Origin of the sequence: Frigoribacterium sp. NBH87 (genome assembly GCF_014217665.1) — a bacterium.
Lineage (GTDB): Bacteria > Actinomycetota > Actinomycetes > Actinomycetales > Microbacteriaceae > Frigoribacterium > Frigoribacterium endophyticum.
Genome location: NZ_CP043650.1, coordinates 2,783,423 through 2,807,130 on the forward strand (window position 1 = coordinate 2,783,423; position 23,708 = coordinate 2,807,130).

The 23,708-nt window shown below is 73.1% G+C and carries 25 protein-coding genes; 6 read left to right on the plus strand and 19 right to left on the minus strand.

The annotated features are described in order from the left end of the window. Positions 1–17: 17 nt before the first annotated feature. Both F1C15_RS13000 and F1C15_RS13005 read right to left on the minus strand, forming a co-directional pair. Entirely contained in the window at positions 18–170 is a 153-nt protein-coding gene (locus F1C15_RS13000) for a hypothetical protein (RefSeq protein WP_185231678.1), read from the minus strand. A 44-nt stretch (positions 171–214) separates the two neighbouring features. Then, positions 215–907 carry a hypothetical protein gene (locus F1C15_RS13005; protein ID WP_185231680.1) on the minus strand — a complete coding sequence of 231 codons (693 nt, stop codon included), beginning with the start codon at positions 905–907 and terminating at the stop codon, positions 215–217. Between the two features lie 256 nt (positions 908–1,163). Between F1C15_RS13005 and F1C15_RS13010 the strand changes: the two genes are divergently transcribed. Beyond that, complete coding sequence (locus F1C15_RS13010) at positions 1,164–2,450, plus strand: Nramp family divalent metal transporter (RefSeq protein WP_185231682.1); 1,287 nt, start codon at positions 1,164–1,166, stop codon at positions 2,448–2,450. Positions 2,451–2,478: 28 nt separating this feature from the next. On the opposite strand, the gene F1C15_RS13015 is transcribed toward F1C15_RS13010, so the two are convergent. The 3 genes from F1C15_RS13015 to F1C15_RS13025 form a co-directional block, all read right to left on the minus strand. Continuing rightward, positions 2,479–3,606 carry an alpha/beta fold hydrolase gene (locus F1C15_RS13015; protein WP_255465262.1) on the minus strand — a complete coding sequence of 376 codons (1,128 nt, stop codon included), beginning with the start codon at positions 3,604–3,606 and terminating at the stop codon, positions 2,479–2,481. 90 nt (positions 3,607–3,696) lie between these two features. After that, positions 3,697–4,044 carry a VOC family protein gene (locus tag F1C15_RS13020; RefSeq protein ID WP_056052831.1) on the minus strand — a complete coding sequence of 116 codons (348 nt, stop codon included), beginning with the start codon at positions 4,042–4,044 and terminating at the stop codon, positions 3,697–3,699. A gap of 107 nt (positions 4,045–4,151) precedes the next feature. Beyond that, positions 4,152–4,685: a DUF1990 family protein gene (locus F1C15_RS13025; protein ID WP_185231684.1), complete on the minus strand. Its 534-nt coding sequence runs from the start codon at positions 4,683–4,685 to the stop codon at positions 4,152–4,154. Positions 4,686–4,732: 47 nt separating this feature from the next. Here F1C15_RS13025 and F1C15_RS13030 point away from each other — a divergent pair, with 47 nt between their 5' ends. Then, complete coding sequence (locus F1C15_RS13030) at positions 4,733–5,374, plus strand: alpha/beta hydrolase (protein ID WP_185231686.1); 642 nt, start codon at positions 4,733–4,735, stop codon at positions 5,372–5,374. Here F1C15_RS13030 and F1C15_RS13035 read toward each other — a convergent pair. Further along, positions 5,358–6,659, minus strand: a complete 1,302-nt coding sequence (locus tag F1C15_RS13035) for a hypothetical protein (protein WP_185231687.1) — start codon at positions 6,657–6,659, stop codon at positions 5,358–5,360. The genes F1C15_RS13030 and F1C15_RS13035 overlap by 17 nt on opposite strands. Next, positions 6,656–7,441, minus strand: coding sequence for an ABC transporter ATP-binding protein (locus F1C15_RS13040; protein ID WP_244637710.1), 786 nt, complete (start codon positions 7,439–7,441; stop codon positions 6,656–6,658). The genes F1C15_RS13035 and F1C15_RS13040 overlap by 4 nt, the downstream gene beginning before the upstream one ends. Positions 7,442–7,902: 461 nt before the next feature. Here F1C15_RS13040 and F1C15_RS13045 point away from each other — a divergent pair, with 461 nt between their 5' ends. Next, positions 7,903–9,957 carry a hypothetical protein gene (locus F1C15_RS13045; protein ID WP_185231691.1) on the plus strand — a complete coding sequence of 685 codons (2,055 nt, stop codon included), beginning with the start codon at positions 7,903–7,905 and terminating at the stop codon, positions 9,955–9,957. Between the two features lie 259 nt (positions 9,958–10,216). Here F1C15_RS13045 and F1C15_RS13050 read toward each other — a convergent pair whose 3' ends face one another. After that, complete coding sequence (locus F1C15_RS13050; RefSeq protein ID WP_185231693.1) at positions 10,217–11,506, minus strand: M18 family aminopeptidase; 1,290 nt, start codon at positions 11,504–11,506, stop codon at positions 10,217–10,219. Between the two features lie 85 nt (positions 11,507–11,591). After that, positions 11,592–11,879 carry a hypothetical protein gene (locus F1C15_RS13055; protein WP_185231695.1) on the minus strand — a complete coding sequence of 96 codons (288 nt, stop codon included), beginning with the start codon at positions 11,877–11,879 and terminating at the stop codon, positions 11,592–11,594. A 275-nt stretch (positions 11,880–12,154) separates the two neighbouring features. Between F1C15_RS13055 and F1C15_RS13060 the strand changes: the two genes are divergently transcribed. Continuing rightward, positions 12,155–13,432 (plus strand): MFS transporter, encoded by a 1,278-nt coding sequence (locus F1C15_RS13060; protein ID WP_167258377.1) that lies wholly within the window; start codon positions 12,155–12,157, stop codon positions 13,430–13,432. 43 nt (positions 13,433–13,475) lie between these two features. Here F1C15_RS13060 and F1C15_RS13065 read toward each other — a convergent pair whose 3' ends face one another. Beyond that, positions 13,476–14,072: a TetR/AcrR family transcriptional regulator gene (locus F1C15_RS13065; RefSeq protein WP_185231697.1), complete on the minus strand. Its 597-nt coding sequence runs from the start codon at positions 14,070–14,072 to the stop codon at positions 13,476–13,478. 293 nt (positions 14,073–14,365) lie between these two features. Between F1C15_RS13065 and F1C15_RS13070 the strand changes: the two genes are divergently transcribed. Further along, on the plus strand, positions 14,366–16,687 hold the full coding sequence (locus tag F1C15_RS13070) for a beta-glucosidase (protein WP_255465605.1): 2,322 nt from the start codon (positions 14,366–14,368) through the stop codon (positions 16,685–16,687). A gap of 52 nt (positions 16,688–16,739) precedes the next feature. On the opposite strand, the gene F1C15_RS16230 is transcribed toward F1C15_RS13070, so the two are convergent. From F1C15_RS16230 to F1C15_RS13105, 8 genes are all read right to left on the minus strand, one after another. Further along, positions 16,740–17,060 carry a hypothetical protein gene (locus F1C15_RS16230; protein ID WP_255465264.1) on the minus strand — a complete coding sequence of 107 codons (321 nt, stop codon included), beginning with the start codon at positions 17,058–17,060 and terminating at the stop codon, positions 16,740–16,742. Beyond that, on the minus strand, positions 17,057–17,701 hold the full coding sequence (locus tag F1C15_RS16235) for an AlkA N-terminal domain-containing protein (RefSeq protein ID WP_255465266.1): 645 nt from the start codon (positions 17,699–17,701) through the stop codon (positions 17,057–17,059). Before F1C15_RS16235 ends, F1C15_RS16230 begins: the two co-directional genes overlap by 4 nt. Then, the gene (locus F1C15_RS13080; RefSeq protein ID WP_185231702.1) at positions 17,698–18,297 is read right to left on the minus strand and encodes a DNA-3-methyladenine glycosylase I; all 600 of its coding nucleotides are present in this window, start codon (positions 18,295–18,297) and stop codon (positions 17,698–17,700) included. The genes F1C15_RS16235 and F1C15_RS13080 overlap by 4 nt, the downstream gene beginning before the upstream one ends. Next, on the minus strand, positions 18,294–18,878 hold the full coding sequence (locus F1C15_RS13085; RefSeq protein ID WP_185231704.1) for a methylated-DNA--[protein]-cysteine S-methyltransferase: 585 nt from the start codon (positions 18,876–18,878) through the stop codon (positions 18,294–18,296). Before F1C15_RS13085 ends, F1C15_RS13080 begins: the two co-directional genes overlap by 4 nt. Beyond that, positions 18,875–19,411 carry an RNA polymerase sigma factor gene (locus F1C15_RS13090; protein WP_185231706.1) on the minus strand — a complete coding sequence of 179 codons (537 nt, stop codon included), beginning with the start codon at positions 19,409–19,411 and terminating at the stop codon, positions 18,875–18,877. Before F1C15_RS13090 ends, F1C15_RS13085 begins: the two co-directional genes overlap by 4 nt. A 1-nt stretch (position 19,412) precedes the next feature. Beyond that, positions 19,413–20,018: a methylated-DNA--[protein]-cysteine S-methyltransferase gene (locus F1C15_RS13095; protein WP_255465267.1), complete on the minus strand. Its 606-nt coding sequence runs from the start codon at positions 20,016–20,018 to the stop codon at positions 19,413–19,415. Between the two features lie 263 nt (positions 20,019–20,281). Beyond that, positions 20,282–20,560, minus strand: coding sequence for an acylphosphatase (locus tag F1C15_RS13100; RefSeq protein WP_056052869.1), 279 nt, complete (start codon positions 20,558–20,560; stop codon positions 20,282–20,284). 158 nt (positions 20,561–20,718) lie between these two features. After that, positions 20,719–21,705 carry an aldo/keto reductase gene (locus F1C15_RS13105; RefSeq protein ID WP_185231707.1) on the minus strand — a complete coding sequence of 329 codons (987 nt, stop codon included), beginning with the start codon at positions 21,703–21,705 and terminating at the stop codon, positions 20,719–20,721. A 152-nt stretch (positions 21,706–21,857) separates the two neighbouring features. Here F1C15_RS13105 and F1C15_RS13110 point away from each other — a divergent pair, with 152 nt between their 5' ends. Further along, positions 21,858–22,310: a VOC family protein gene (locus F1C15_RS13110; protein ID WP_185231709.1), complete on the plus strand. Its 453-nt coding sequence runs from the start codon at positions 21,858–21,860 to the stop codon at positions 22,308–22,310. Positions 22,311–22,380: 70 nt separating this feature from the next. Here the strand turns inward: F1C15_RS13110 and F1C15_RS13115 are convergent, their stop codons facing one another. Beyond that, positions 22,381–23,592 carry an alcohol dehydrogenase catalytic domain-containing protein gene (locus tag F1C15_RS13115; RefSeq protein ID WP_185231710.1) on the minus strand — a complete coding sequence of 404 codons (1,212 nt, stop codon included), beginning with the start codon at positions 23,590–23,592 and terminating at the stop codon, positions 22,381–22,383. Positions 23,593–23,708: the final 116 nt, after the last annotated feature.

The following is a 23,708-nucleotide window of genomic DNA, read 5'->3' on the forward strand; positions in this document are numbered from 1 at the left end:
GCGGTGGCCTGGTCCGCTCACCGTCGGTGACGGCGGCGACCGATCGTGACGACGGCGGTGACCAGCGCCGAGGCGAGGAGTGCAGCCGTGGCTCCCCAGCCGAGGGGCCCCCAGTGGAAGATGGTCGTTAGAGCGAGGGACAGTGCGGCCAGCCCTGACTGGATGCTCACGACGAACCTGGCTGGGACGCGGGCCCGCTGCCGCGTCGCCTCGGTCATCCGCGTGCCCACGCGATGCAGAAGCTGACGGTGCCGCTGAAGCCTGCCGCCGCGGCGCCGAGGCACACGGCGCATCCCACCCCGAGGGTGGCGGCACATGCCACCGAACAGGCGAGGCTGATGCCTGTGACGATCCATGCAGGAACGCCTGCGTTGTTCAGGCACTGCACGAAGCGGTCCCACTTGGCCCCCTTCGCCTGCTTGACAGGTGCCGATGAGTCGCTGACCACCTCGTCGACGATCTTGGTGCCGTTCACCCAAGTCTCGACACGACCTGACGTGTCCGACCGCTCCGTCAGCACCACCTCCATGACGACGGGGTCCTCGCCGGGAGCGAACTGTGCCGTCACTGCCGATTCTGGCCTCAGGCCGCCTGCGGGGGAGAAGGGAAGGCGGACGACGACGTTCCCCGCACCGAGATCCCATCCGATGGCTCCCGGCACGTCGGCTCCGACGCCGCTGCGGGCCGCCAGGACGTCCTGGTTCGCCTCGATGAGGGTCTCCACCGTTCCTGCCGGGAGGGCAGGAGCGTCGGCGAGGGCCGCCATCCCCGATGCGACATCGGCGACGGCCGGCGTTGTCTCTCGAGGGGGCGTAGCAGCGGCTGACGTGACGCTGACGGGAAGGATCAGGCTGCCGATGGTCGTGAGCGAGACCACCGCGATCTTCGTTGAACTCCTGATGTTCATGTCATCTCCGTTCTTGTCTGGTCAGACCGTTCTACATTGACATTCTGATGTTCTGCAACCCTCGCGCATCCACGAGGAGACCTGGTCTTGAGGGCTCGATCTTCGGTCTCGGCCCATCGGGTCGGGTGGCCGATGAATGGTCGCGCTCGACTTCTGTTCGCCTCATCGCGGACGGCCATAGTTCGCAGGGGTCGTATCCCGCAACCCCTGTGAACAAAGAAGTTCGGCTACCCGAAACCTGTGTAGGGTCGAGCGCATGCCGACGATCGACGCCCGCCGCCGTGACGACGACGCCCCCGGGGAGGCGCGGGTCGACCAGCCCCCCGCGGTCGCGCTCCCGAGGCCCCGCGGAACCCTGCTCGGCCCCGCGTTCGTCGCGGCCATCGCCTACGTCGACCCCGGCAACGTCGCCGCCAACCTCACCGCCGGCGCGCAGTACCAGTACCTGCTGCTCTGGGTGCTCGTCGCGGCGAACGCCATCGCCGTGCTCGTGCAGTACCTGTCGGCGAAGCTCGGCATCGTCACCGGCCGGTCGCTGCCCGAGGTGCTCGGCGACCGGCTGGGCCGGAAGCGCCGGCTCGCCTTCTGGGGCCAGGCCGAGGTCGTCGCGGCGGCGACCGACGTCGCCGAGATCATCGGCGGGGCGCTGGCCCTGCAGCTGCTCTTCGGCGTGCCGCTCGTCGTCGGCGGCCTGATCACCGGGGCCGTGTCGCTCGGCCTCCTGATGCTGACGCGCTACCGCCGCGGCCACGTCTTCCAGACGATCGTCATCGCGCTCCTGGCCGTCCTCACGATCGGGTTCTGCGCCGGCCTGCTCTTCTCGCCCCCGTCGGCGGGCGACATGCTCGCCGGCCTCGTGCCGCGGTTCGAGGGCAGCCAGTCGGTGCTGCTCGCCGCGTCGATGCTCGGGGCGACGGTGATGCCGCACGCGGTGTACCTGCACTCCGCGCTCGTGCGCGACCACCACGGCACGGTGACCGAGGGCGCCGACCGCCGTCGCGTGCTCCGGGCCACCCGGTGGGACGTCGTCTTCGCCCTCGTCATCGCCGGCGGCGTGAACATCGCCATGCTCGTGCTGGCCGCGTCGACCCTGCCCGGCCGCACCGGCACCGACACCATCCCCGGCGCCCACGACGCGATCGCCGACGCCCTCGGGCCGGTCGTTGGCGTCCTGTTCGCCGTCGGCCTGCTGGCCTCGGGCCTCGCGTCGACGTCGATCGGCGCGATGGCGGGCGCCGAGATCATGCGCGGCCTGCTGCACGTGCGCCTGCCGCTGTTCGTCCGCCGGGTGGTCACGCTGGTGCCGGCGCTCGTGCTGCTCGCCACGGGCATCAGCCCGACCTGGCTGCTCGTGCTCAGCCAGGTCGTGCTGAGCTTCGGCATCGCGTTCGCGCTGATCCCGCTCGTGATCGCCACGAGCGACGCCCGCCTCATGGGCACGGGCGTCAACGCGAGGGCCACGCGCGTCGCGGCCTGGGCCTGTGCGGTCGTCGTCGTGGCCCTCAACGTCGCGCTCATCTGGCTGACCGTCACGGGCTCGTAGGAGTCGCGCCGCGCCTCCCGCGGGCCGGTCAGCCCCGCTCGGTGCGGCCCTGCCGCGCGTCCCCGTCGTGCTCGGTGCTCCGGGGGTCGGCGCCCGGGTCGCCGTCCCCGTCGTGCTCGGCGCCCGAGTCGTGGTCGTGGTCGTGCCGGCGGTCGTGGTCGCGCTCGGCCCGGTCGAAGGCGGCCTGCATCGCCTCGGCGTGGTCGGTCTTCGCCTCGGCGATGCCCGCGTCGTCGCCCCGGGCGATCGCGAGGCCCTCGCGGAGGCTCGCGCCGGCCGCGGCCAGCGACTCGCCGAGGGTGGGCCGGAAGTCACGGCGCTCGTCGCCGTCGCCCGCGTCGACGTACTCGTGCAGCACGCGGCCCTCGTCGCGGTGCACGGGCTTCTCGGCGTGCTCGACGCAGAGGCGCGCGACCTCCTGGGCGTGGGCGTGCATCACGGAGTGCGCGGCGCCCGGCATCTCCCAGAGGCGCGACGAGGGCAGCAGCTCGCCGACGCGCTCCACCCACGCGCGCGGCGCGACGGCGTCGTGCTCGCCGCGGATCACGAGGGTGTCGGCCTGCACGCGGGGCAGGACGTCCTCGATCGGGTAGGTCATCATCTTCGGCAGCACCTGCGAGAACCAGTGCACGCCGCAGGCGAGGTAGGCGCGCAGGGCGAGCACCTTGACCCGGCCGGGCTCGTGCCACGCGGCCTGGACGAAGCGCCGGCCCGCCGTCAGCACACGGCGCTCGGCGGGGTTGATCACCGGGCCGATCAGCACGAGGGTCGACAGCTCGGGGCGCCGCGCCGCGAGGTCGGTGACGATCTGCGTGCCCATCGAGTGCCCGACGACGATCGGGTCGGTCAGGCCGAGGTCGTCGATGACGGCGCCGACGAGGTCGGCGAACTGCGAGATATCGAGGGCCTCGCCCGGGTGGGGGACACCGGCGAACCCGGGCAGGTCGAGGGCGTGCACCGGGCCGAAGCGGTTGAGGTCGGGCGCGAGGCGCTCGAAGTAGTCCGATGAGACGCCGATGCCGGGCACGAGCACGAACGGCCGCTCGCCCGTCGTGCCGATGGTGCTGACGCGGACGTAGAGGTCGCCGCGCTCGACGCGCTGCACGGTGACGTGCGTGCTCGACTCGTCACGGTCGCGCTCCTGGGTGCGGGCCACGCGCCTCCTCGGGGTCGTCACCGCGCCGAGGGCCGACGCGGAGGGACCAGTCTCGCACCGCCCCCGATGACGCCGCTGGGCGTGCTCCGGTCAGTCGACGAGCGTGTAGAGGCTGAGGTGGTTGCCGTCGGGGTCGGGGAAGTCGACCACGTCGAGCACGCCGGGCACGTGGACGACCTCGGGCAGCTCGAGGCCGAGCTCGACCAGCCGGGCCCGCTCGGCGTGGACGTCGTCGACGCCGAGTCGCAGCACCGCCGTCGCGGAGCCGGTCGGGGCCTCCTCGCCGAGCTGCAGCCAGCAGCCGCCGAGGTCGTACTCGACGATGCCCTCGACCGGGTCGAGCTGGGGGCCGTCGACGTCGAGCACCGACTCGTACCAGCACCGGGCCGCGACGAGGTCGCTGACCGAGAGTCCGACGGTGACGCTGCTGATGCGCATGCGGCGAGTCTGGCAGGGGCGGCGGCCGGGGCGCGACGCCACGCCAGGCGCGTCCCGTCAGGGGCGTCGCGTCGGAGGCGTTGCGTCGAGGCGTCGCGTCGGGGGCGTCAGGCCGCGAGCACCGGGTCGAGCGCGCGCAGGTTGCGGTGCAGCACCGTGCCGAGCGCCAGCCGCGCGGCCGGCCCGGCCGCGCGCATGAACCAGGCCGCCGGGCGCCAGACGACCCGGATGTCGAGGGTGACGCGCCCGTCGTGGTGCTGGTGCACGAGGTAGCTCTCCCAGCCGCGCTGCGGGTGGCCGACGAGCGCCGCGTGGCCGAAGCCGGCGGTGCGCTCGTCGTCGACGACGGCGAAGACGCGGCACGCCACCCGCGACCGCAGCGGGCCGACCGGGATCGCCCAGACGTTCACGTCGCCGACCCTGGCGCGCTCGGGCACCTGCTCGGGCAGGAAGCCCGAGCCGCGGTGCACCTCGAACCGCAGTACCGCGTCGGCCGCCCGTCGGAAGTCGTCGTCGCCGTGGCCGATCACGCGGCTCGCCGTCGTGAGGCGGAACCCCGGAGGTGCGTGCCGGGTGAGCGTGGGCCGCCCGTCGAACGCGTGGTCGGGTCCGAAGCCGTGCGGGGCGGTCGATGACGTCATGCGACGAGCCTGGCACGCCCGCCTGCACGGTCGGGCAGGATCGTGGCGTGACCGCACCCTCGAGCTACCTCGTCCTGCACGGCTGGCAGAACCGGCGACCGGCCGACCACTGGCAGCACCGGCTCGCCGACGAGCTCGCGGGGCGGGGCCTCGTCGTCCGCTACCCGCAGCTGCCCGACACCGACGAGCCGCGGCTGGCCGAGTGGGAGGCGGTGGTGCGGGCCGAGCTCGCCGCCCTGCCGGAGGGACCGGTGACGGTGGTCTGCCACAGCCTCGCCTGCCTGACCTGGCTGCAGCTGCAGGCCGGCGACGCGCCTCCCCGGGTCGACCGCGTGGCGCTGGTGGCGCCTCCGTCGCCCGAGCTGATCGCGGGGCAGGAGGCCGTCCGGGAGTTCGCCGGGGGAGCCACGTTCGACGGGCGGCGCCTCTCGCTCGGCGCCCGCGGCCGGCCGGGCTCGGCGCCCGCCGACGACGCCGTGGTCGTGGCGGGCGACGACGACCCGTGGCTGCCCCTCGGCCTGGTCGACACGTGGGAGTCGCGGGTCGAGGCCGCCCTCCACGTCGTGCCCCGCGGCGGTCACCTCACCCCCGACTCCGGCTACGGCGACTGGCCCGCCGTGCTCGACTGGGCCCTCGGCGCGGGCGGCGCCGCCTTCGCAGGACGCTCTGCCGTCACGAGCGGCGGCTGAGGGAGCTGCCGATGAGCAGTGCGAGCAGGGCGACCCCGGAGCAGCAGAGGGTGAGGGGGTTCAGGACCACGGCCGTCCCGGTGCCGAGGCCCGACTCGGCCGCGGACAGGAGCGGGACGGCCGACACGGTGATGACAGCGACGGCGCCGAGTGTTCCGAGGCCCCAGATGAGGACTGCCTCGCACGCCGCGATCGCCCAGAGGGTCGTCGGAGTCGCCCCGGCCGCCAGCAGTGTCCGCCCGGTGTCCTGACGGACCGGGGCGGAGAGTCCGAAGAGCAGGGCGCCCGTGATCGCGGCGAGGACCGCGGGGGCCGTGGCGAGACCGATCACGGCAGGCCAGTTGACGGTGGCTCCGGACGGGGTCAGGGACCCGGCGGCGCGCAACGCCTCGTCCCCGGCGAGGAACACGGAGGTGAGTCCTCCAGGCACGGCGACGCCCACCATCGGCACGGAGATGCCCGCACCGTCTCGGCGGAGGGCGACCGCGACCGCGGTCAGCGCCAGGCGTGGAACGGTCCATCGTCCGGCACTCGTCGCGCGAACGACCCCACCGACGACGAGCCGGCCTGCCGACGGGGCGACCCTCGACGCGGCCACCGCCCCGAGGACGAGGACGAGCAGTGACCACGGAACGAGCTCGCCGATCTCGTCGTCCCCGGTCGGACCGGACGGCATCAGGGCGAGGACCAGCGCGACGCCCGACGCCGGGACGGCGGTCGTGACGGCGCGGGTGATGGTCGAACGTCGGGGGCGCGTCGGGAAGCGTCGGGTCGCGTCCATCAACGCGGGACCCGTGGCGAGGGCGACGACGACGGGTGTGCCGATGGTGACGAGCGGGCCCGTCGTGAGGACGAGAGCCCCCCAAGGCGTCGGGAGCGGGCTCCCGATCGCGGCCGCCAGGATCACCGCACCGAGCCCGGCACCGGTGGCCACGGCGGCGACAGCACCAGCCTCAGCCACGATGAGGGCGCGGCCCTGCCACGGGAGGACGCCGAGGCCCACCCAGGCGCGGCGCGTCGGATCGAACTGCGACTGGGTCAGCCGGGACACCGCGGAGAGGCAAGTCGAGCCAGCGACCACCGACATGAGGGCGGCAGGAGTCGTCCACGATCGGACGATGCCGCCGAGCGGAGCGGGCGCGACACCTGCCGACTCGACACCGGTCAAGGACAGCGCCGCGACGACGGCCGTGGCCAGGACGACGGCACCGTAGGCGTACCAGGCCCGCCGACCGGACCCGAGCGCGCGCGAGGAGGCCAGGGCGAGGTGCAGGACGCCGATCACCGGACGCCGTCGATCCGGTGGCTGATCTCGGCGGCCGTCGTCGGGCCCGGACGGGTAGTCACGTGCCCCCTGGTGATCGCCGCGACGGCGTCGAAGCTCGCGGCCAGCTCGAGATCGTGCGTGACCACCACCGTGCCGCAGCCGGCGGCCGAGAGCGCGCGGATGCCGTCGACGACATCGGCTCGGCTGTCGGCGTCGAGACTCGAGGTCGGTTCGTCCAGCACCGCGAACGGCGCTGCCTGGGCCAGCACCCGAGCGAAAGCGACTCTCTGGCGCTCACCGCCGGAGAGCTGATCGGGTCGTCGGTCGGCGAGACGGGCGAGGCCGAGATGGTCGAGGGTCGATCGAGCCGTGGCTCGCGACCTCGGGATGCGGCGGAGATCGAGGGCGACCTGCACGTTGTCGAGGGCGGACAGCGACGGAACGAGGCCGCCGTCCTGCAGGACGATGCCGAAGAGGTCGCGTCGGCGGCGGGCGAGCCGGGAAGGCGACAACGACGTGAGATCGAGGTCGTCGACGAGGACCCGACCCGAGGAGGGGCGCTGGAGGCCCGACAGGCAGCGGAGCAGCGAGCTCTTCCCGCTTCCCGAGGCGCCGACGAGGGCCGTCGTCGACGACCGGGTGACCTCGAGCGAGGGGGCGACCACCACGAGTCGACGTCCGTACCTGATCTCGACGTCCGCCAGCCTCAGCTGATCCACCTGTGTCATGTGCCGTAGGCTACATTCACAGCGAGACATCCTGATATTCCGAGAAAGGGGACGCGGTGGAGATCTTGCCATTCTGCTCACCAAACAGCCCTTTCTATGCAGATCCGACCGCCTATCGTCCCGATCGCGACCTCGATGTCCCGCTTCCTGTCGATTGGTTAGTCGATGAGGGGACTCACTGGCGGTCTCTTTTTCCAATCGGGTTACCTCCACGGACCCACGGTTGGAAGATCCATCTCAGCTCGACGATCCAGGGTTATCCGAGCGTCCTCGGCGCTGCCGTCCGCATCTGCGTTGACAGCCGGACCCCGTTCAAGTACGTGTCCCGTTGGGATGAAGTACGAGGGGCGCTGTCGAAGAACGCGCAAAGGTCCTCGGCGGGCAAGCTCGTTGTCATCTACCCGCCTGACGACCGCTTGCTCAACCACATCGCCGAAGGGCTCGACGCTGCCCTGAATGGTTTTTCGTCGCCCTACGTCCTAGGTGACGTGCGATTCCGTTCTGGGCCCGTGTACTTCCGGTACGGCGGATTCATGCCGCTCGTCATCCCCGATGCAGACGGGGGAATCTTGGCTCATCCTGACGAATCGAGCACTCTCGTTCCCGACGTCAGGAGCCCTGTCTTCCGTCAGCCTGTCGGTCGCCATCCACCCGTGGTCGAGGAAGCTGTCTCTGCACTGGCAGTCGCAGACGGTCTAGGACCCCTCAACAGGTACGCGTCCATCGAGCCGATCCAGTTCTCAAACGCGGGAGGCGTCTACCTCGCAACCAGTCACGACGGGCTCAAATCCATCCTGAAGGAGGCGAGACCTCATGCGGGACTCGACGCCTCGGGCCTCCTCGCGCCGTCGCGTCTGCGTCAAGAGCACACGAATCTCCTTCGACTACAGAATTCCGGGATCGTACCTGGGGTCCTTGACTTCTTTCAGGTCTCGGGGCACGACTTTCTCGAGATGCAGTACGTCGAGGGTGTGTCTCTCCTCGAGCGGACTTCGCGACTCTGCCCCGGACTAGATCCGACGGGCAGCGCGGACGCTCGGATCTCCTATGCCGTTGAGACTCTCCATCTGCTGCGGCAACTCGTAGATTGCGTGGAGCATCTGCATTCCATGGGTGTCGTCTTCGGAGATCTTCATCCTGGAAATGTCATCGTCACGTCTGGGAACGACGTAGTCCTCATTGATCTCGAGGACGGAAGAGCGCCTGAATCTCGCACGCTGGGGCTGTTCAACGCGATCGGGTACGCCCCACCGGCGGGCTTCACGGCCGCTGAATCGGATTGGTTCTCTCTTTCCCGAGTGGCCATGTCAGCCTTCGAGCCGGCATTCGCGAGAGAGATCTTGTCGCCAGATGTCTGGCCTCAATTGATCGAGCGAGTGGCCGACCTGTACGGGCCAGACGTGGAGGCGTTCATTTCCGAACTCGAAAGCAGGTTTCGCGACCATTCGGCTGTGAGACTGCTTCGTCCTGAGTCACCTCCGAATCTTGCCCAAATCGACGCCACAACAACAGACCGCACGATCGCCCGTGTGATGGCCCGGAGCTTGGCCAGCTTGTCCCGAGAGCACTGCCTCGGCGATCCCCTCGACACGTCGACTCTCCGACGGTTTTCCTACGTCAACGGGACAGCGGGCCTGGCGACAGCTTTGCATCGCTCCCAGGTGGGCGTTCCCGCAGACATGGTCTCTGGTTTGACGACGGCGTACCTTACGTCGGGTGCGGAGCTCGGACTGTTCGACGGACTGGCTGGCATCGCGGCAACTCTGTCCGAGCTCGGACAGCACGAAGCGGCGGACCTGACATGCAAGACCGTCCAGCGCGCCGCGGGACGGGTGCGTTCGGTTGGTCTTGCCCGAGGTCTTGCAGGGATCGCCGTTCAACAAATCGACTACGACCTCGACTTCGCCGTCTACACAGCGCATCGTGCCACGAGACGAAGCCACACAGACCTCGCCCAGGACAGCCTTGGACGAGCTCCGGGCTTGTGGCGCGGTTCGGCCGGACTCGCCTTCGCCCAGGCCCTGGTAGGAAAGGCGGCAGAAGACGCTTACCTCATGGACTCCGCGCTCGAGTCGTTGGCGATGGACCGGCGCCGTCGGCGTGATTCTCGTCCAGGGGTCGCGGGGCTCGGGGAGTGTGATGGTCGGCGCACTTTTCCCTACCTCGAGAACGGCTCCGCGGGATACCTGATCGCCTATTCCGCGCTGCGGCTACACGATCTCATCGACGGTTCATCGGCGTACGAGGACGATGTAGAGGCCTTCATGACGGCTTGCACGTCAGATCTCTACGCTTTCGATGGCCTTCTCCGGGGTAGGGCCGGGATCTTGGCTGGATTACAGAGCGTGAGCCCATGGTTCGACGTGGCCACCTCCATGCGCGAGCAGGCCTCCCACCTGCGTCGAAGCCTCGTGAGCTGGAACGGCGGCACCTTCAGCGTCGGGGATCAGCTCCTCCGTCTTTCGACCGACGTCGGTACGGGCTCAGCTGGGGTCCTGCTGATGTTGCTTTCTCTTGATGAGGGAACCCCCTTGTGGCTTCCCGGCTTGATCAACAGCCGGGTACGACCCCGATATGAGGGGAGGTGAACTAAATGACATCGATCCTCGAATTGCAAGGCCTCGCCGAGCGCACCTCGAACGACACTCTGTCGAGCTCAGCGAGCTTCTTCGGATGTGCCGGGGGGGCACCCCAGCAGCAGCATCAGTCTCTGGGCCTGCGCCTAGCGGACGAGCCGGTGGGCCCGGTGGCCCACCGGCTTCACCACGGGGACTGCAGGTCGACCCACGCTCGAGAGGGCGATCAAGCCGTTGAGAACTCTGGGGCACCGACGTGCCGTCCTCGGGGCTAGGCCGCGGCGACCGGGGCGAGGAAGGCCGCCGCGGCGCGGGCGAGGTAGCCCGGGTCGTCGACGCCGCACAGCTCACGGGCGGAGTGCATGCTCAGCAGCGGCACGCCCACGTCGATGGTGCGGACGCCGAGGCGGGTCGCGGTGATCGGCCCGATGGTGGAGCCGCAGGGCACCGCGTTGTTCGAGACGAACTCCTGATAGGGCACGCCGGCCTGCTCGCACGAGCGCGCCCACTCGGCCGCGCCGGGCCCGTCGGTGGCGTAGCGCTGCTTCGCGTTGATCTTCAGCAGGGGGCCGCGGTTGACCACGGGCTGGTTCACGGGGTCGTGGCGCTCGGGGTAGTTCGGGTGCACGGCGTGGCCCGCGTCGGCGGAGAGGCACCACGAGCCGGCGAGGGCGCGGAGCCGGTCGACCTCGGTGCCGCCGAGCCCGGCCGTGACGCGGGTCACGACGTCGGAGAGCATCGGGCCGGCCGCGCCCGAGGGCGTCTCGGAGCCCACCTCCTCGTGGTCGAACGCCGCGAACACGGCGACGTCGGCGAGCTCGACGCCCGACGCCGCGACGTCGAGCAGCGCGACGAGGCCGGCGTGCGTCGAGGTGAGGTTGTCCATGCGGCCCGCGGCGAAGAGGTCGCCCGTGAGGCCGATGACGGCGGGAGGCGCGGTGTCGGCCACCGAGATGTCGTACCCGGCGACGTCGTCGCCGGTCAGCCCGGCGAGCCCCGCGAGGTGACCGAGCACGTCGGCGTCGGCGAGCGGGCCGACCCCGACCACGGGGTCGAGGTGACGCTGCGGGTCGAGCGTGAGGCCGTCGTTGACGCCGCGGTCGAGGTGGACGGCCAGCTGCGGGAAGCGCAGCACCGGCCCGGTGCGGACGAGGTGCACCTCGCCGGTGCGCGTCACGAGCCGGCCCGCGAACTCGAGGTCACGGTCGAGCCACGAGTTGTAGAGCGGTCCGCCGTAGACCTCCACGCCGGCCTGCAGCCAGCCGCGGGTGCCGGTCGTGCTCCTCGGCTTCAGCTTGAAGCCGGGGGAGTCGGTGTGCGCGCCCACGATCCGGTACGGGGTGGTCGCGGTGGCGCCCTCGGGCTGGATCCAGGCGATCACGGCGCCGTCGCGCAGGACGTAGCGGCGGCCCGGCCCCGTCGGCCACTCGGCCCGCTCGTCGAGCCGGTCGAAGCCCGCCGCGTCGAGCCGACGGGCGGCCTCGGCCGCGGCGTGGAAGGAGGAGGGCGAGGCCTGGATGAAGGAGGCGAGGTCGTCGAGGTGCGCGCGCGAGGAGGTCATCCCCACCAGCATGCCACCCGGCCCCGCCCGGCGGGGGTCAGCGCCCGGCGGGGGGCAGCGCCGGCGGGGTCAGCGCCCGGCGTAGTCAGCGCCCGGCGCTGCCGCCGACCTGGGCGCCGGGCTCGGGGCCGCTCTCGCCGCGGCCGTCCTCGTCGTCGGCGACGAGGCCCGCGGTCGCCTCGCCCGAGTAGCCGGCGGGGTCGACGGCGACGTAGTCCTCCTCGCCGGAGGTGGTGCCGCCGAGGGGCGAGACGAGGTCGTCGTCGGTCGTCGTGTCGTCGCCGCCCGCGGGGGAGCCCTGCGGGTCGTCCCGGAACGTCGCGAGGGCCGCCGCCTCGACGGCCTCCTGGTCGTGGTCGCTCTGGTCGCTCATGGGGCGTCCTCTCGTGGTCGTGACCCCGACCCTAGGCGCGGCCCGCTCCGCCCGCCCGCCTCCCTCGGCGCCCCGCCCCCGTCGACGAGTCAGGAGGGACACGCGCCGAGGGCCGCGACCGACGCCTGCGGCGCGTCCTCCCCCTGAGTCCTCGACGGCGCGAGGCTGCCCGCGCGCCGGCCGACACCTGTCGTCACGAGCTGTTGACACCGGCTCACGCTCGTGTACAGTCTCGAACACCTAGTGCAGCTAGGTTTTGACTCGAGGAGGCGTCAATGGCCCTGTCCGGCCCGCGCGGTGAGACCGTGCTCACCCAACCCGTCAGCACGATCCGAGTGGGCAGGGGCTACCTGGCCGCCCTCGGCTTCGCCCAGTTCGGCCTGTTCGTGGCCCTGCTCTCGCCGGTCTTCGTGAGCATGCAGCTCAAGGCCCAGCAGCTCGCGCCCGACAGCCCCGAGACCCTCGTCGGCCAGGTGCTGCCGATCGGCGCCCTCGGCGCCCTGATCGCCAACCCGCTGATCGGTGCCCTGAGCGACCGCACCCGCACCCGCTGGGGCCGTCGTCGCCCCTACCTGGTCGGCGGCGTGGTGCTGCTCACCGTCGCCCTCGGCCTCGTGGCGGCGGCGCCCGACCAGCTCACGCTGACCCTCGCCTGGCTGCTCGCGCAGATCGCCGCCAACGCCGTGCTCGCCACCCTCATCGCGAGCTTCGCCGACAACGTGCCCGAGGTGCAGCGCGGCCGGGCGTCGAGCATCATCGCCCTGGCGCAGAACGTCGCCATCCTCGCCGGCCTCTACCTGGCCGTGTACCTCGTCGGCAATCTCCCCGTTCTGTTCGTCCTGCCGGGCGTGCTGGCCGTCGTCCTGGTGCTCGTCTACGCCGTGGTGGCCCGCGACGAGCTGCCTGCCTACGAGCTCAAGAAGTTCACGTTCGTGAACCTGGTCAGCTCGTTCTGGACCAACCCGATCAAGAACCCCGACTTCGGCCTCGCCTGGTGGTCGCGCTTCCTGATCACGCTCGGCACGTTCATGTTCACGACGTACCGCCTGCTCTACATGGAGCGCCACCTCGGCATCGAGGACGTCGCCGAGGCCACGGCCGCCGTCGCCTTCGGCGTGCTGCTCTACACGATCGCCCTGCTCGTCAGCGCGGCGGTCTCGGGCTGGCTGAGCGACCGCACCGGTCGTCGCAAGGTCTTCGTCGCCGGCTCGACCCTCGTCTTCGCGGTCGGCCTCGTGATGCTCGCGCACGCCGAGACGGTCACCGGTTTCTACGTCGCCGAGGTCGTGATGGGCTTCGCCTTCGGCATCTACGCCGCCGTCGACACCGCGCTGATCGTCGACGTGCTGCCGAACGCCGACCGCCCCGGCAAGGACCTCGGCGTCATCAACATCGCCAACGCCCTGCCGCAGTCGCTCGCCCCGGCCCTCGCCCTGGCCCTGCTCGGCATCGGCAGCGCCACGAACGACAACTACGTCGTCATGCTCTGGGGCGCCGGCATCGTGACCGTGATCGGCGCGCTCGTCATCATCCCGATCCGCCGCGTGCGCTGACGCCGCACCCGGCCAGAGTCACGAGGAGGCGGTGGTCGCCCGGTCAGGCCGGCGCGGCCACCGTCGCGGTGCGGAGGGCCAGCTCCCAGACGAGCCGCACGTGCTCGGCCATGTCGGTGCTCGGGTCGAGCATCCACTGCAGCTGCATGCCGTCGCTGACGGCGACCAGCACCCCGGCGAGCGTCACGGCGTCGACGTCGGGGGCGATCTGCCCGTCGACCTGTCGTCGCTCGATCGCCGTCGTGAAGTCGACGCGCAGCCGGGCGTAGCGCTCGACGAAGTAGTCGCGGGCGGCGTGCCCGGGGTCGCTCGTCGCGGCCGTCGACAGGCTCGCGAAGAGCTGCACGAGCCCGGGGGTCTCGGAGTTGTGCCGGATCACCGCGAGCAGCAGGTCGACGATGTCGTCGAGCTCGGCCCAGCGGGCCGAGTCGGCCTCGTCGCGGGCGCGGAGGATGGCGGTGAAGAGCCCCTCCTTGCTGTCGAAGTAGTGCAGCAGGCCGGCCTGGGTGAGCCCGACCGCGTCGGCCAGCTCCTTCACCGAGGTGGCACGGAACCCGTTGCGGGCCACCACCTCGAGCGCGACCCGCAGGATCTCCTCGCGCTTCGCGATCCCCTTCGCGTACGAACCCCGTTGTGCCATGTGCGCCAGGCTACCCACCCCCCGGCGGCTCGGCCGCCACCGACGCCACGAAAACCCACCGCTGTTCGGTTTTGTCGAGTAGCGTTCCCCCCACGCGGTGCTGCGCCGGCCGCGACCGATCTCCGACCACCACCGGAAGGCCCCTCGTGACCCCCTCCTCCGCCGGCGACGACGCCGTCACCGCCCGCCTCACCGAGCTGCTCGGGCAGCTGTCGCTCGAGCAGGAGGTCCAGCTGCTCACCGGCCGCGACTTCTGGACGAGCTGGCCGATCGAGCAGATCGGCCTCCGCCGCATGCTGTTCTCCGACGGCCCCTCCGGGGTGCGCGGCGAGTTCTGGGACGAGCGCGACCCGTCGCTGAACCTCCCGAGCGGAACGGCGCTCGCCGCCACCTGGGATCTCGAGGTGGCCCGCCGCTACGGCCACGCCTCCGCCGTCGAGGCCCGCCGCAAGGGCGTCGACGTCGTGCTCGGCCCGACCATCAACCTGCACCGCTCCCCGCTCGGCGGCCGTCACTTCGAGGCCTTCAGCGAAGACCCCGTGCTGACCGCCGACCTCGCGGCCGCCTACGTGACGGGCGTCCAGGAGAACGGTGTCGGGGCCACCCCCAAGCACTACGTCGCCAACGACTTCGAGACCGAGCGCTTCACCGCCGACGTCGTCGTCGGCGACCGGGCCCTCCGCGAGCTGTACCTGCTCGCCTTCGAGAAGAGCGTCGTGGAGGCGCGGGCCTGGCTGGTCATGAGCGCCTACAACTCGGTCAACGGCACCACCGCCACCGAGAACGACCTGCTCGAGACGCCGCTCAACAGCGAGTGGGGCTTCGACGGCGTCGTCATCAGCGACTGGACGGCGGTGCGCTCCGTCGACAGCGCCCGCGCCTCCCAGGACCTCGTCATGCCCGGCCCGGTCGGGCCCTGGGGCGACGCGCTGGTCGCCGCCGTGCGTGACGGCTCGGTCGACCGAGCCGACGTCGACCGCAAGGTGCTCCGCCTGCTCCGTCTCGCCGCCCGCGTCGGTGCCCTCGAGGGGTTCGAGGGCACCGACCCCGTGCACGTCGAGGACGGCGTCGCCTTCGCCCGCGAGGCCGAGGCCGCCGGCGCCGTGCTCGTGGCCAACGACGGGCTGCTGCCCGTCGCCCCCGGCAGCGTGCGCCGCATCGCGGTGATCGGCGACAACGCCGACCGGGCCCGCACCCAGGGCGGCGGCAGTGCGACCGTGGTGCCCGAGAGCGTGGTCAGCCCGGTCGAGGGCGTCCGGGCCGCCTTCCCCGACGCGGAGGTGACCTGGTCGGTCGGCGCGGTCGTGCAGGAGGGCGTCGCCGAGCTGCCGCTCGCCGAGCTGACGAACCCGGCGACGGGCGAGCCCGGCGTGCACGTGCGCTTCCTCGACGAGGCCGGCGACGAGATCTTCGCGGAGGAGCGACGGGCCACCGCCCTGGTCTACCTCGGCGGCGACGCACCCGTCGAGCGCCTGCACGAGCTGGAGGTCAGCACCACCTGGACCCCCGCCTCCTCGGGCCGGGTCCGGCTCGGCTTCGCCTCGATCGGCGAGGCCACCTTCGTGGTCGACGGCGAGGAGCTCTTCACCGCCCGCACCGAGGCCGACGGCGACGAGCTGGGCGCGGCGCTGCTCGCCCCGCCGAGCGAGTCGCACCCGCTCGACGTCGAGGCGGGTCGCCCGGTCGAGCTGGTCATCCGCTACCGCCGGGCCGAGACGAGCGGCGAGGCCTTCGCCGGCACCATGATGTTCACCGCCGGGCTCGACGCCGACGACACCGACCCGCAGCAGCTGATCGACGAGGCGGCCGCCGCCGCCGCCGACGCCGACCTGGTCGTGCTCGTGGTGGGCACCAACAGCAAGGTCGAGTCGGAGGGCTTCGACCGCTCGACGCTCGCGCTGCCCGGCCGCCAGGACGACCTCGCCCGCGCCGTGCTCGCCGCGAACCCGCGCACCGTCGCCGTCGTCAACGCCGGTTCGCCGGTCGAGCTGCCCTGGCGCGACGAGGCCGCCGCCGTGCTGCTCACCTGGTTCGGCGGGCAGGAGTACGGCCACGCCCTCGGCGACCTCCTGATCGGCGACGCCGAGCCCGGCGGCCGCCTGCCCACGACCTGGCCCGCGGCCACGGCCGACGTGCCGGTGCTCGACGTCACGCCGGTCGACGGCACCGTCCGCTACGACGAGGGTGTCCACGTCGGCTACCGGGCCTGGCTCCGCGCCGGCGTCGAGCCGGCCTGGGCGTTCGGCCACGGCCTCGGCTACACGAGCTGGCGCCAGTCGGGCCTCGAGGTCTCCGACACGGTGGCCGAGGGAGGCGCGGTGACCGTCACCGTCCAGGTCGAGAACACGGGCGCCCGCGCGGGCAAGCACGTGGTGCAGGTCTACGCGTCGCGCCCCGACTCGGTCGTGGAGCGCCCCGCGCTCTGGCTGGTGGGCTTCCGGCCCGTCGAGCTCGCGGCGGGCGGGTCGGCCGCGGTGACGGTCGAGGTGCCGGCGCGGGCCTTCGCCGACTGGCGCGACGGCGCGTGGGCGCACGAGCCCGGCGAGTTCACGCTGCACGTCGGCACGTCGGTGGCCGAGCTGCCCCTGACGGCGACGACGGTGCTCACCGCCTGACGCCCGGCGCCCGCCGGGGCGCTGCGGCGCTCCCGGGTGCTGCCGGCCCCGCTCAGGGCGCGGTCGGCAGCACCGCGGCCCAGAGGTGGAACAGGGCGTAGGCGCGGAAGGGCGACCACGGGGCCGAGGCCGCCTCCGCCTCCTTCGTGGTCGCCCCGCCGAGCACCCGCCGCAGCACGAGGTCGCCGGCCGGCCACGCGTCGCGGTCGGCGAGGGCGCGCACGGCGAGGTACTCGACCGTCCACGGCCCGATGCCCGGCACGGCGAGCAGCCGTCGTCGGGCGTCGGCGAGGTCGACGTCGGGCGAGATCACGAGGCCGTCGGTGACGACCGTCGCCAGGGCCGAGAGCGTGCGCGCCCGGGCGTTGGTCACGCCGACCGCGGCGCGCAGCTCGTCGACGTCGACGGCGGCCAGCGCCTCCGCGCGCGCGGGAAGCGCCGGAGGCCCGTGCCGGGCACGTCGACGCCGTGCGCGGCGACGAGCCGACCGGTGAAGGTCCGGGCCGCGGCGAGCGAGACCTGCTGCCCGAGCACGGTCATCACCGCCGTCTCGAAGCCGTCGGGGCTGCCCGTGACGCGGATGCCCGGCCGGGCGCGCACGAGCGGGCCGAGCACCGGGTCGGCGCCGAGCGCGGCCTGCACCGCGCCCGTGTCGCCGTCGAGGTCGAGCCAGCGCCGGGCCAGCGCCCCGGCGCGGTCGAGGTCGGCCGGGCCGAGGTCGACGCCGTCGGCGGGCACGACGTCGACCTCGACGACGTCGGGGCCGAAGTGCACGTCGAGCCGGCCGAGCCGAGCGGCCCCGTCGACCCCGGCCCCGCCGAGGTCGACGACCCGGGAGTGGGTCGAGGCCGCCACGTCGGTCAGCTCGGCGCCCGGCACGCTGTGCGCGGCGAGCAGGCCGACGGCGTGGGCCGGGTCGTAGTCGCCCTCGACGGCGAGCGACAGGCGGCGGGCGCGGGAGTCGCGGGTCGGCTCGCCCGCGGAGCCCCCCGGGGCCGTGCCCCCGGCCCTCACGGCGTCGCCGCCCACACCCCGGACGACCCGCGCCGGTGGCTGTCGACGAGGTGGGTGTCGACGATGCCCGTCGCCTCCATCAGGGCGTGCATGGTGGTCGGGCCCACGAACCGGAAGCCCACGGACTTCAGGGCGCGCGAGAGGGCGACGCTCTCCGGCGAGGTCGTCGGCACCTCGGCCGCCGTGGCCGGGCGGGGCGTCTCGGCGGGCCGGAACGACCAGACGAAGTCCACGAGCCCGCCTGCGTCGCGCAGGGCGACGGTGGCGCGGGCGTTGGCGACGGTCGCGTCGACCTTGAGCCGGTTGCGGACGATGCCCGCGTCGGCCAGCAGCCGTGCCCGGTCGTCGTCGTCGAACGCGGCCACGACGTCGGGGTCGAAGTCGCGGAACGCCGCCCGGAAGGCGGGCCGCTTGCGCAGGATGGTCGCCCACGACAGCCCCGACTGGAACGCCTCGAGGCTCAGCCGCTCGAAGAGCCCCCGCTCGTCGCGGACGGGCATGCCCCACTCGGTGTCGTAGTACTCCCGCATCAGGGGGTCGACGGCCGCCCAGGCGGGGCGGGCGAGCCCGTCGTCGCCGATCACCACGTCGCTCACGGTGTCGCCTCCAGGTCGATCAGCAGGGCCTTGGCCTCGGGGCCGCCGCGGTAGCGGCCGGCCGTGCCGTCGCTCCGCACCACGCGGTGGCACGGCACGACGAGCGGCAGCGGGTTGGTCGCGCAGGCCGTGCCGACGGCCCGCACGGCGCGGGGGCTGCCCGCCGCCGCGGCGACGGCGGCGTAGCTCGCCGTCCGACCGTAGGGGATCTCGGGCAGGTGCTCGAGCACGGCGAGCTGGAACGCCCGCGAGAGCCGCCGGTCGAGCGGCAGGTCGAAGGCGCGACGGCGGCCGGCGAAGTACTCGTCGAGCTGGCGAGCGGCCGCGTCGAGCCGGGCCGGGGCCCGCAGCACGCGCGGGCTGACCGTCGTGGCGAGTCGGTCGAGCACGGCGTCGTGCCCCTCGACCTCGAAGGCGACCCGCACGAGGCCGACCTCCGTCGCGGCGAGCAGGAGGCGGCCGACGGGGGAGTCGAGGGTGGTCCAGGCCACGTCGAGCACGCCGGAGTCGGCCGCGCTGACCGCGAGCCGGGCGCGCAGCACGGCGAGGTCGACCTGCTCGGCGGTGGTCGGGTCGGTCACGAGGGTCCTCCGGGTCGACGACGGCGGGGTGCGGGCGGGAGCGCCGGGGGCGGGGGCGGGGGCGGGGGCACCAGCGCCGTCCGGAGCGCGGCGACCCCGTCGCTCGCCGCCCGACGGGCGGCGTCGTGGCTGACCCCGGTGGCCTCCGCGACCTCGCGGTGGCTGAGCCCGGCGAGGTGGTGGCCGACGACGGCGACGCGCTGGCGGTGCGGCAGCCCGCGGACGGCCTCCCGCAGCTCGTCGTCGCGGGCGAGCACCTCGTCGAAGGGCCGGGGCGCGGGCGGCTCGGGCAGCGTCTCGACCGGGAGCGCTCGGCGGGCCTGCCCGCGCAGCACGTCGAGGGCCTTGCGGCGCGCGACGGTCACGAGCCAGGCCTCGACGTTCGTCCCCGGCGGCAGCCCGGGCCAGGCGACGAGCGCGGCGAGGAAGGTCTCCGACCAGGCGTCGTCGGCGTCGGCCGGCGGCAGCAGGGCGCGGCAGACGCGCAGCACGGTGACCCCGTGCTGCTCGACGGCGCGGTCGAACGGGCCCACGTCAGAACAGCCGGCTCTCGCGCCGCTCGGCGGGCTCCTCGAGGGCCAGCAGGAACCTCTTGCGCTCCAGCCCGCCCGCGTAGCCGGTGAGGGCCCCGCCGGCGCCGACCACCCGGTGGCACGGCACGACGATGCTCAGCGGGTTCAGCGCGTTCGCGGCCCCGACGGCCCGGGCCAGCCCGACCCCGCCGAGGCCGACGGCGAGCTGGCCGTAGGTGCGGGTCTGGCCGTGGGGGATCGTGCGGAGGGCCGCCCAGACCCGCTGGCGGAAGTCGTCGCCGCGCGGCGCGAGCGGCAGGTCGAAGGCCGTCCGCTCGCCGGCGAAGTACTGCCCGAGCTGCCGGGCCACCTCGCCGAAGTCGCTCGCGCCGGTGCCGACGTCGGAGCGCGGGCCCAGGGAGTCGCGGGTCGGCCCGCGCCGGTGGCCCTCGAACCACAGGCCCACGAGCCCGTCGACGCCCCCCGCGACGGTCAGCAGGCCCACGGGCGTGCTCGTGGTGGTGTGCACGACCGTCGCGTCGGGGGCCGCGGTCGGGCCTGCGTCCTCCGTGCCCTTACCCGTGGTGCCCGTGGTGCCCGCTCCGCGTGCGCTGCCGGTCTCCGTCACGGTCGTCTCCTCGCCTCTGCCGATGCTACCCACGCTGGAGACGCGCGAGAGGGGCCGGGTGTGAGGTGGTCGTCGTGAGTTCGTCCCCCGACCCGTGAGCGCGCGCACCGACCGACCTGGTAGACAAGCTGGTGCACCCTCGGGTGCAGCCCGGTCCGGGGACTCCACGCTGTCGGGTGCGTGCGAGCTCCCGGGCCGGGTCCCGGCACGCGGGCCCTCGCCGACGGTGCCGCCCGCCGCCCGCCGCTCGCCGACGCTGCCGTTCAGTGCCGCGTCTCGAAGCCGCCCTCGCCGAGCGGCGACAGCTCGCTCACGTCGACCCCGTCGACGCGGGAGCCCTGCGGGCCCTCCGTGAGCCACTCCAGCAGCTGGCCGACCGCCTCCGGCGTGCCCTCGGCCTCCGTCTCGACGGTGCCGTCGGGCAGGTTGCGCACGAACCCGGCGACGCCGAGGCGGTCGGCCTCGCCCTCGGTCGAGAAACGGAAGCCCACGCCCTGCACGAGGCCGCGGACCACCGCGCGCCGTCTGATCACGTCGTCCATGCTGCGACCGTACCCGCGCCTCCCGCGCTCGGGCCCGCCCTGCCCCGGCCGCCCTGCTCAGGTCGCACTGCCCCGTCACGACGGCGGGCGGGTGCGACCCCGGCGGTCCGTCGTCGACGCCCGCCCGGCTCGCACCCGCCCGCCGTGGGCCGTCCGCGCTAGCGGTCGACCGTCGACATGTCCGCGTACCGGTCGCCCTGGGGCGCGGCGACCGCGTCGAGCTGCTCGACCTGCGCGGCCGTGAGCACGACGTCGTCGGCGGCGACGTTCTCGTCGAGGTACGTGCGGCGCTTCGTGCCGGGGATCGGCACGACGCCCTCGCCCTTGGCGAGCAGCCAGGCCAGCGCGACCTGGCCGGGCGTCGCCCCGACCTCGCGGGCCACGGCGTCGACCTGCTCGACGATGCGGATGTTCGCCTGCAAGGCGTCCCCGCTGAACCGCGGCGCGAAGCGGCGGAAGTCGTCGTCGGCGAGCTCGTCGACCGAGCGCAGGGCACCGGTGAGGAACCCGCGGCCGAGCGGCGAGTACGGCACGAAGCCGATGCCGAGCTCGCGCACGAGCGGCACGATCTCGGCCTCGGGATCGCGGCTCCAGAGCGACCACTCGGTCTGCAGGGCGGTGATCGGGTGGGTGGCGTGGGCCCGGCGGATCGTCTCGGGAGCCGCCTCGGACAGGCCGAGGTGGCGGACCTTGCCCGCCGTGACGAGCTCGGCCATGGCGCCGACCGTCTCCTCGATCGGCACCTGCGGGTCGACGCGGTGCTGGTAGTAGAGGTCGACGTGGTCGAGCCCGAGCCGCTGCAGCGAGCCGTCGATCGAGCGGCGCACGTACTCGGGCCGACCGTCGACCGCGCGCTCCCCCCGCGCCTCGGGGTCGGTGACGTTGCCGAACTTGGTCGCGACGACGACGCCGTCGCGTCGGCCGCGCAGGGCGCGCCCCAGCAGCTGCTCGTTCGTGTGCGGGCCGTACATGTCGGCGGTGTCGAGCAGGGTCACGCCGTGGTCGAGCGCGGCGTGGATCACCCGCACCGACTCGTCGTCGTCGGTGCCGCTGCCGGTGTAGAACGCGGACATGCCCATCAGGCCGAGGCCGAGGCGGCCCACGTCGAGTCCGCCGTCGACGCTGCCGAGTGTCGTGTGCTTCATGCAGACCACGCAACACCCGCTGTCGGGGTGCCCGCTGGGAGGGGGACACCCCGCGCCGACGGGTCTTGACACGGTCGGCGGCGCCTCGCCATCATGCGGGAGACGACCGGCGGCGACGGGCCGCCGGCGCCCCGCAGAGAGGCGGCGCACCGATGCCCACCATGATCTTCGTCAACCTGGCCGTCGACGACGTCGCCCGGTCGCGCACCTTCTACGAGGCCCTGGGGTACTCGATCAACGAGGGGTTCAGCGACGAGAACGCCGTCAGCGTCGTGATCAGCGACACGATCACCGCGATGCTGCTCACGAGGGCGTTCTTCGCGGAGTTCACCCGGAAGACGATCATCGACGCCACCACCTCGACCGAGGTGCAGCTCGCCCTCAGCGCCGAGAGCAAGGAGGAGGTCGACGCGGTGCACGCCGCCGCCCTCGCCGCGGGGGCGACGCCGGCCGGCGAGCAGGACCACGGCTTCATGTACTCGAAGAGCTTCGACGACCTCGACGGCCACCACTGGGACTTCGTCTGGATGGACCCGGCCGCGGCGGCGGGCGGGGCCCCGGAGCTCAGCGTCGACGAGATGCGCGCGGGCACGACGGTCGCCTGACCACCCGGGGAAGGCGCGGTGCCGGCCCCGCCCGCACCGCGCCTCCCGCAGGCCCCGCGTCGCGGCCCGGCTACGGGCCCGTCGTCAGCTCGACCTTGAGCCACCCCGGCTCGCGCCGGTCGAACGCCTCGTACGCCGCGATCGCGTCGGTCACCGGCTCGCGCTCGGTGATCAGCGCGGTCGGGTCGAACAGCCCCGCGGCGACGCGCTCGATGAGCGGCGGCGTGACGGAGTGGTGGTCGCAGTTGCCCATCCGCACCGTGAGGTTCTTGAGCATCGCGGCACCGATCGGGTACGTCTCGACCGTGGGCGCGTAGACGCCGATGATGCCGATGCGGCCGTACTTGGCGACCATCTCGACGGCCCAGCGGGCAGCCTGCGACGGCGCGTTGCCCGGCACCCACTGGTCGCCCTGCGGGGCGGCGTCGGGCGCGACCTGCGCGACCTCCGCCTCGAAGGCGGCGGCCTGCTCGGCGTCGGGGGCGGCCGGGCCGTGCGCGGCGTGCTGCGCGTCGACGCCGACCGCGTCGATGACGGCGTCGACGCCGATGCCGTTCGTGAGCTCCTTGACGACCGCGACCGGGTCCTCCCGGCTGAAGTCGACGACCTCCGCGTTCTGGGCGAGGGCCTGGGCGAGGCGGTCCTCGAGGTGGTCGACCGCGATCACGCGGGCGGCGCCCTGCTGGAATGCCGACGCGATCGCGAACTGGCCGACGACGCCGGCGCCGAGCACGGCCACGGTGTCGCCGCGGCGGACGCCGGCGAGCTCGGCCCCGAACCACCCGGTGGGGTAGATGTCGCTGAGCAGGATCGCCTGGTCGTCGCTGACCGTGTCGGGCAGCGGGTGCAGGGTGTTGCGCGCCCACGGCACCCGCACGTACTCGGCCTGCAGCCCGTCCACTGGGCCGGTCGAGGCGGGCCCGCCGAAGAAGCTCGTGCCCGCGTCGGGGCCGTTCGGGTTCGCGACGTCGCACTGCGCGGTGTGGCCCTCGCGGCAGTGGCGGCAGGCGCCGCACGAGACCGTGCTGTCGATGATCACCCGGTCGCCCGGGCTGAAGCCGCGCACGGCGTCGCCGACCTCGGTGACGACGCCGACGGCCTCGTGGCCGAGGATCGTGCCCTCGACCATCGGCGCCATCGTGCCGCGCACGAAGTGCAGGTCGGTGCCGCAGATCGCGCTGCGGGTGACGCGCACGATCGCGTCGTTCGGGTCGGTGATGGTGGGCTGCTCGACGTCGTCGAGACGGATGTCTCCGACGCCGTGCCAGACGACTGCCTTCACGGGGTTCCTCCTGGTGTCTGCGGGTCTGCGGGTCCGCGGGCGGGCTGGCCCGCGGGCGCGCACGGCCGAGCCGCGCGCCCGCCCGACGGTAGGCCGGGCGTCGACCCGCCACCCGC

Excerpts from the sequence above, each read along its gene's own strand:
- F1C15_RS13005 (WP_185231680.1), bottom strand. The coding sequence starts at position 907 with ATGAACATCAGGAGTTCAACGAAGATCGCGGTGGTCTCGCTCACGACC.
- F1C15_RS13010 (WP_185231682.1), top strand. The coding sequence starts at position 1,164 with ATGCCGACGATCGACGCCCGCCGCCGTGACGACGACGCCCCCGGGGAG.
- F1C15_RS13020 (WP_056052831.1), bottom strand. The coding sequence starts at position 4,044 with ATGCGCATCAGCAGCGTCACCGTCGGACTCTCGGTCAGCGACCTCGTC.
- F1C15_RS13025 (WP_185231684.1), bottom strand. The coding sequence starts at position 4,685 with ATGACGTCATCGACCGCCCCGCACGGCTTCGGACCCGACCACGCGTTC.
- F1C15_RS13040 (WP_244637710.1), bottom strand. The coding sequence starts at position 7,441 with ATGGCAAGATCTCCACCGCGTCCCCTTTCTCGGAATATCAGGATGTCT.
- F1C15_RS13045 (WP_185231691.1), top strand. The coding sequence starts at position 7,903 with ATGCCGCTCGTCATCCCCGATGCAGACGGGGGAATCTTGGCTCATCCT.
- F1C15_RS13050 (WP_185231693.1), bottom strand. The coding sequence starts at position 11,506 with ATGACCTCCTCGCGCGCGCACCTCGACGACCTCGCCTCCTTCATCCAG.
- F1C15_RS13055 (WP_185231695.1), bottom strand. The coding sequence starts at position 11,879 with ATGAGCGACCAGAGCGACCACGACCAGGAGGCCGTCGAGGCGGCGGCC.
- F1C15_RS13060 (WP_167258377.1), top strand. The coding sequence starts at position 12,155 with ATGGCCCTGTCCGGCCCGCGCGGTGAGACCGTGCTCACCCAACCCGTC.
- F1C15_RS13065 (WP_185231697.1), bottom strand. The coding sequence starts at position 14,072 with ATGGCACAACGGGGTTCGTACGCGAAGGGGATCGCGAAGCGCGAGGAG.
- F1C15_RS13070 (WP_255465605.1), top strand. The coding sequence starts at position 14,366 with ATGCTGTTCTCCGACGGCCCCTCCGGGGTGCGCGGCGAGTTCTGGGAC.
- F1C15_RS13100 (WP_056052869.1), bottom strand. The coding sequence starts at position 20,560 with ATGGACGACGTGATCAGACGGCGCGCGGTGGTCCGCGGCCTCGTGCAG.
- F1C15_RS13105 (WP_185231707.1), bottom strand. The coding sequence starts at position 21,705 with ATGAAGCACACGACACTCGGCAGCGTCGACGGCGGACTCGACGTGGGC.
- F1C15_RS13110 (WP_185231709.1), top strand. The coding sequence starts at position 21,858 with ATGCCCACCATGATCTTCGTCAACCTGGCCGTCGACGACGTCGCCCGG.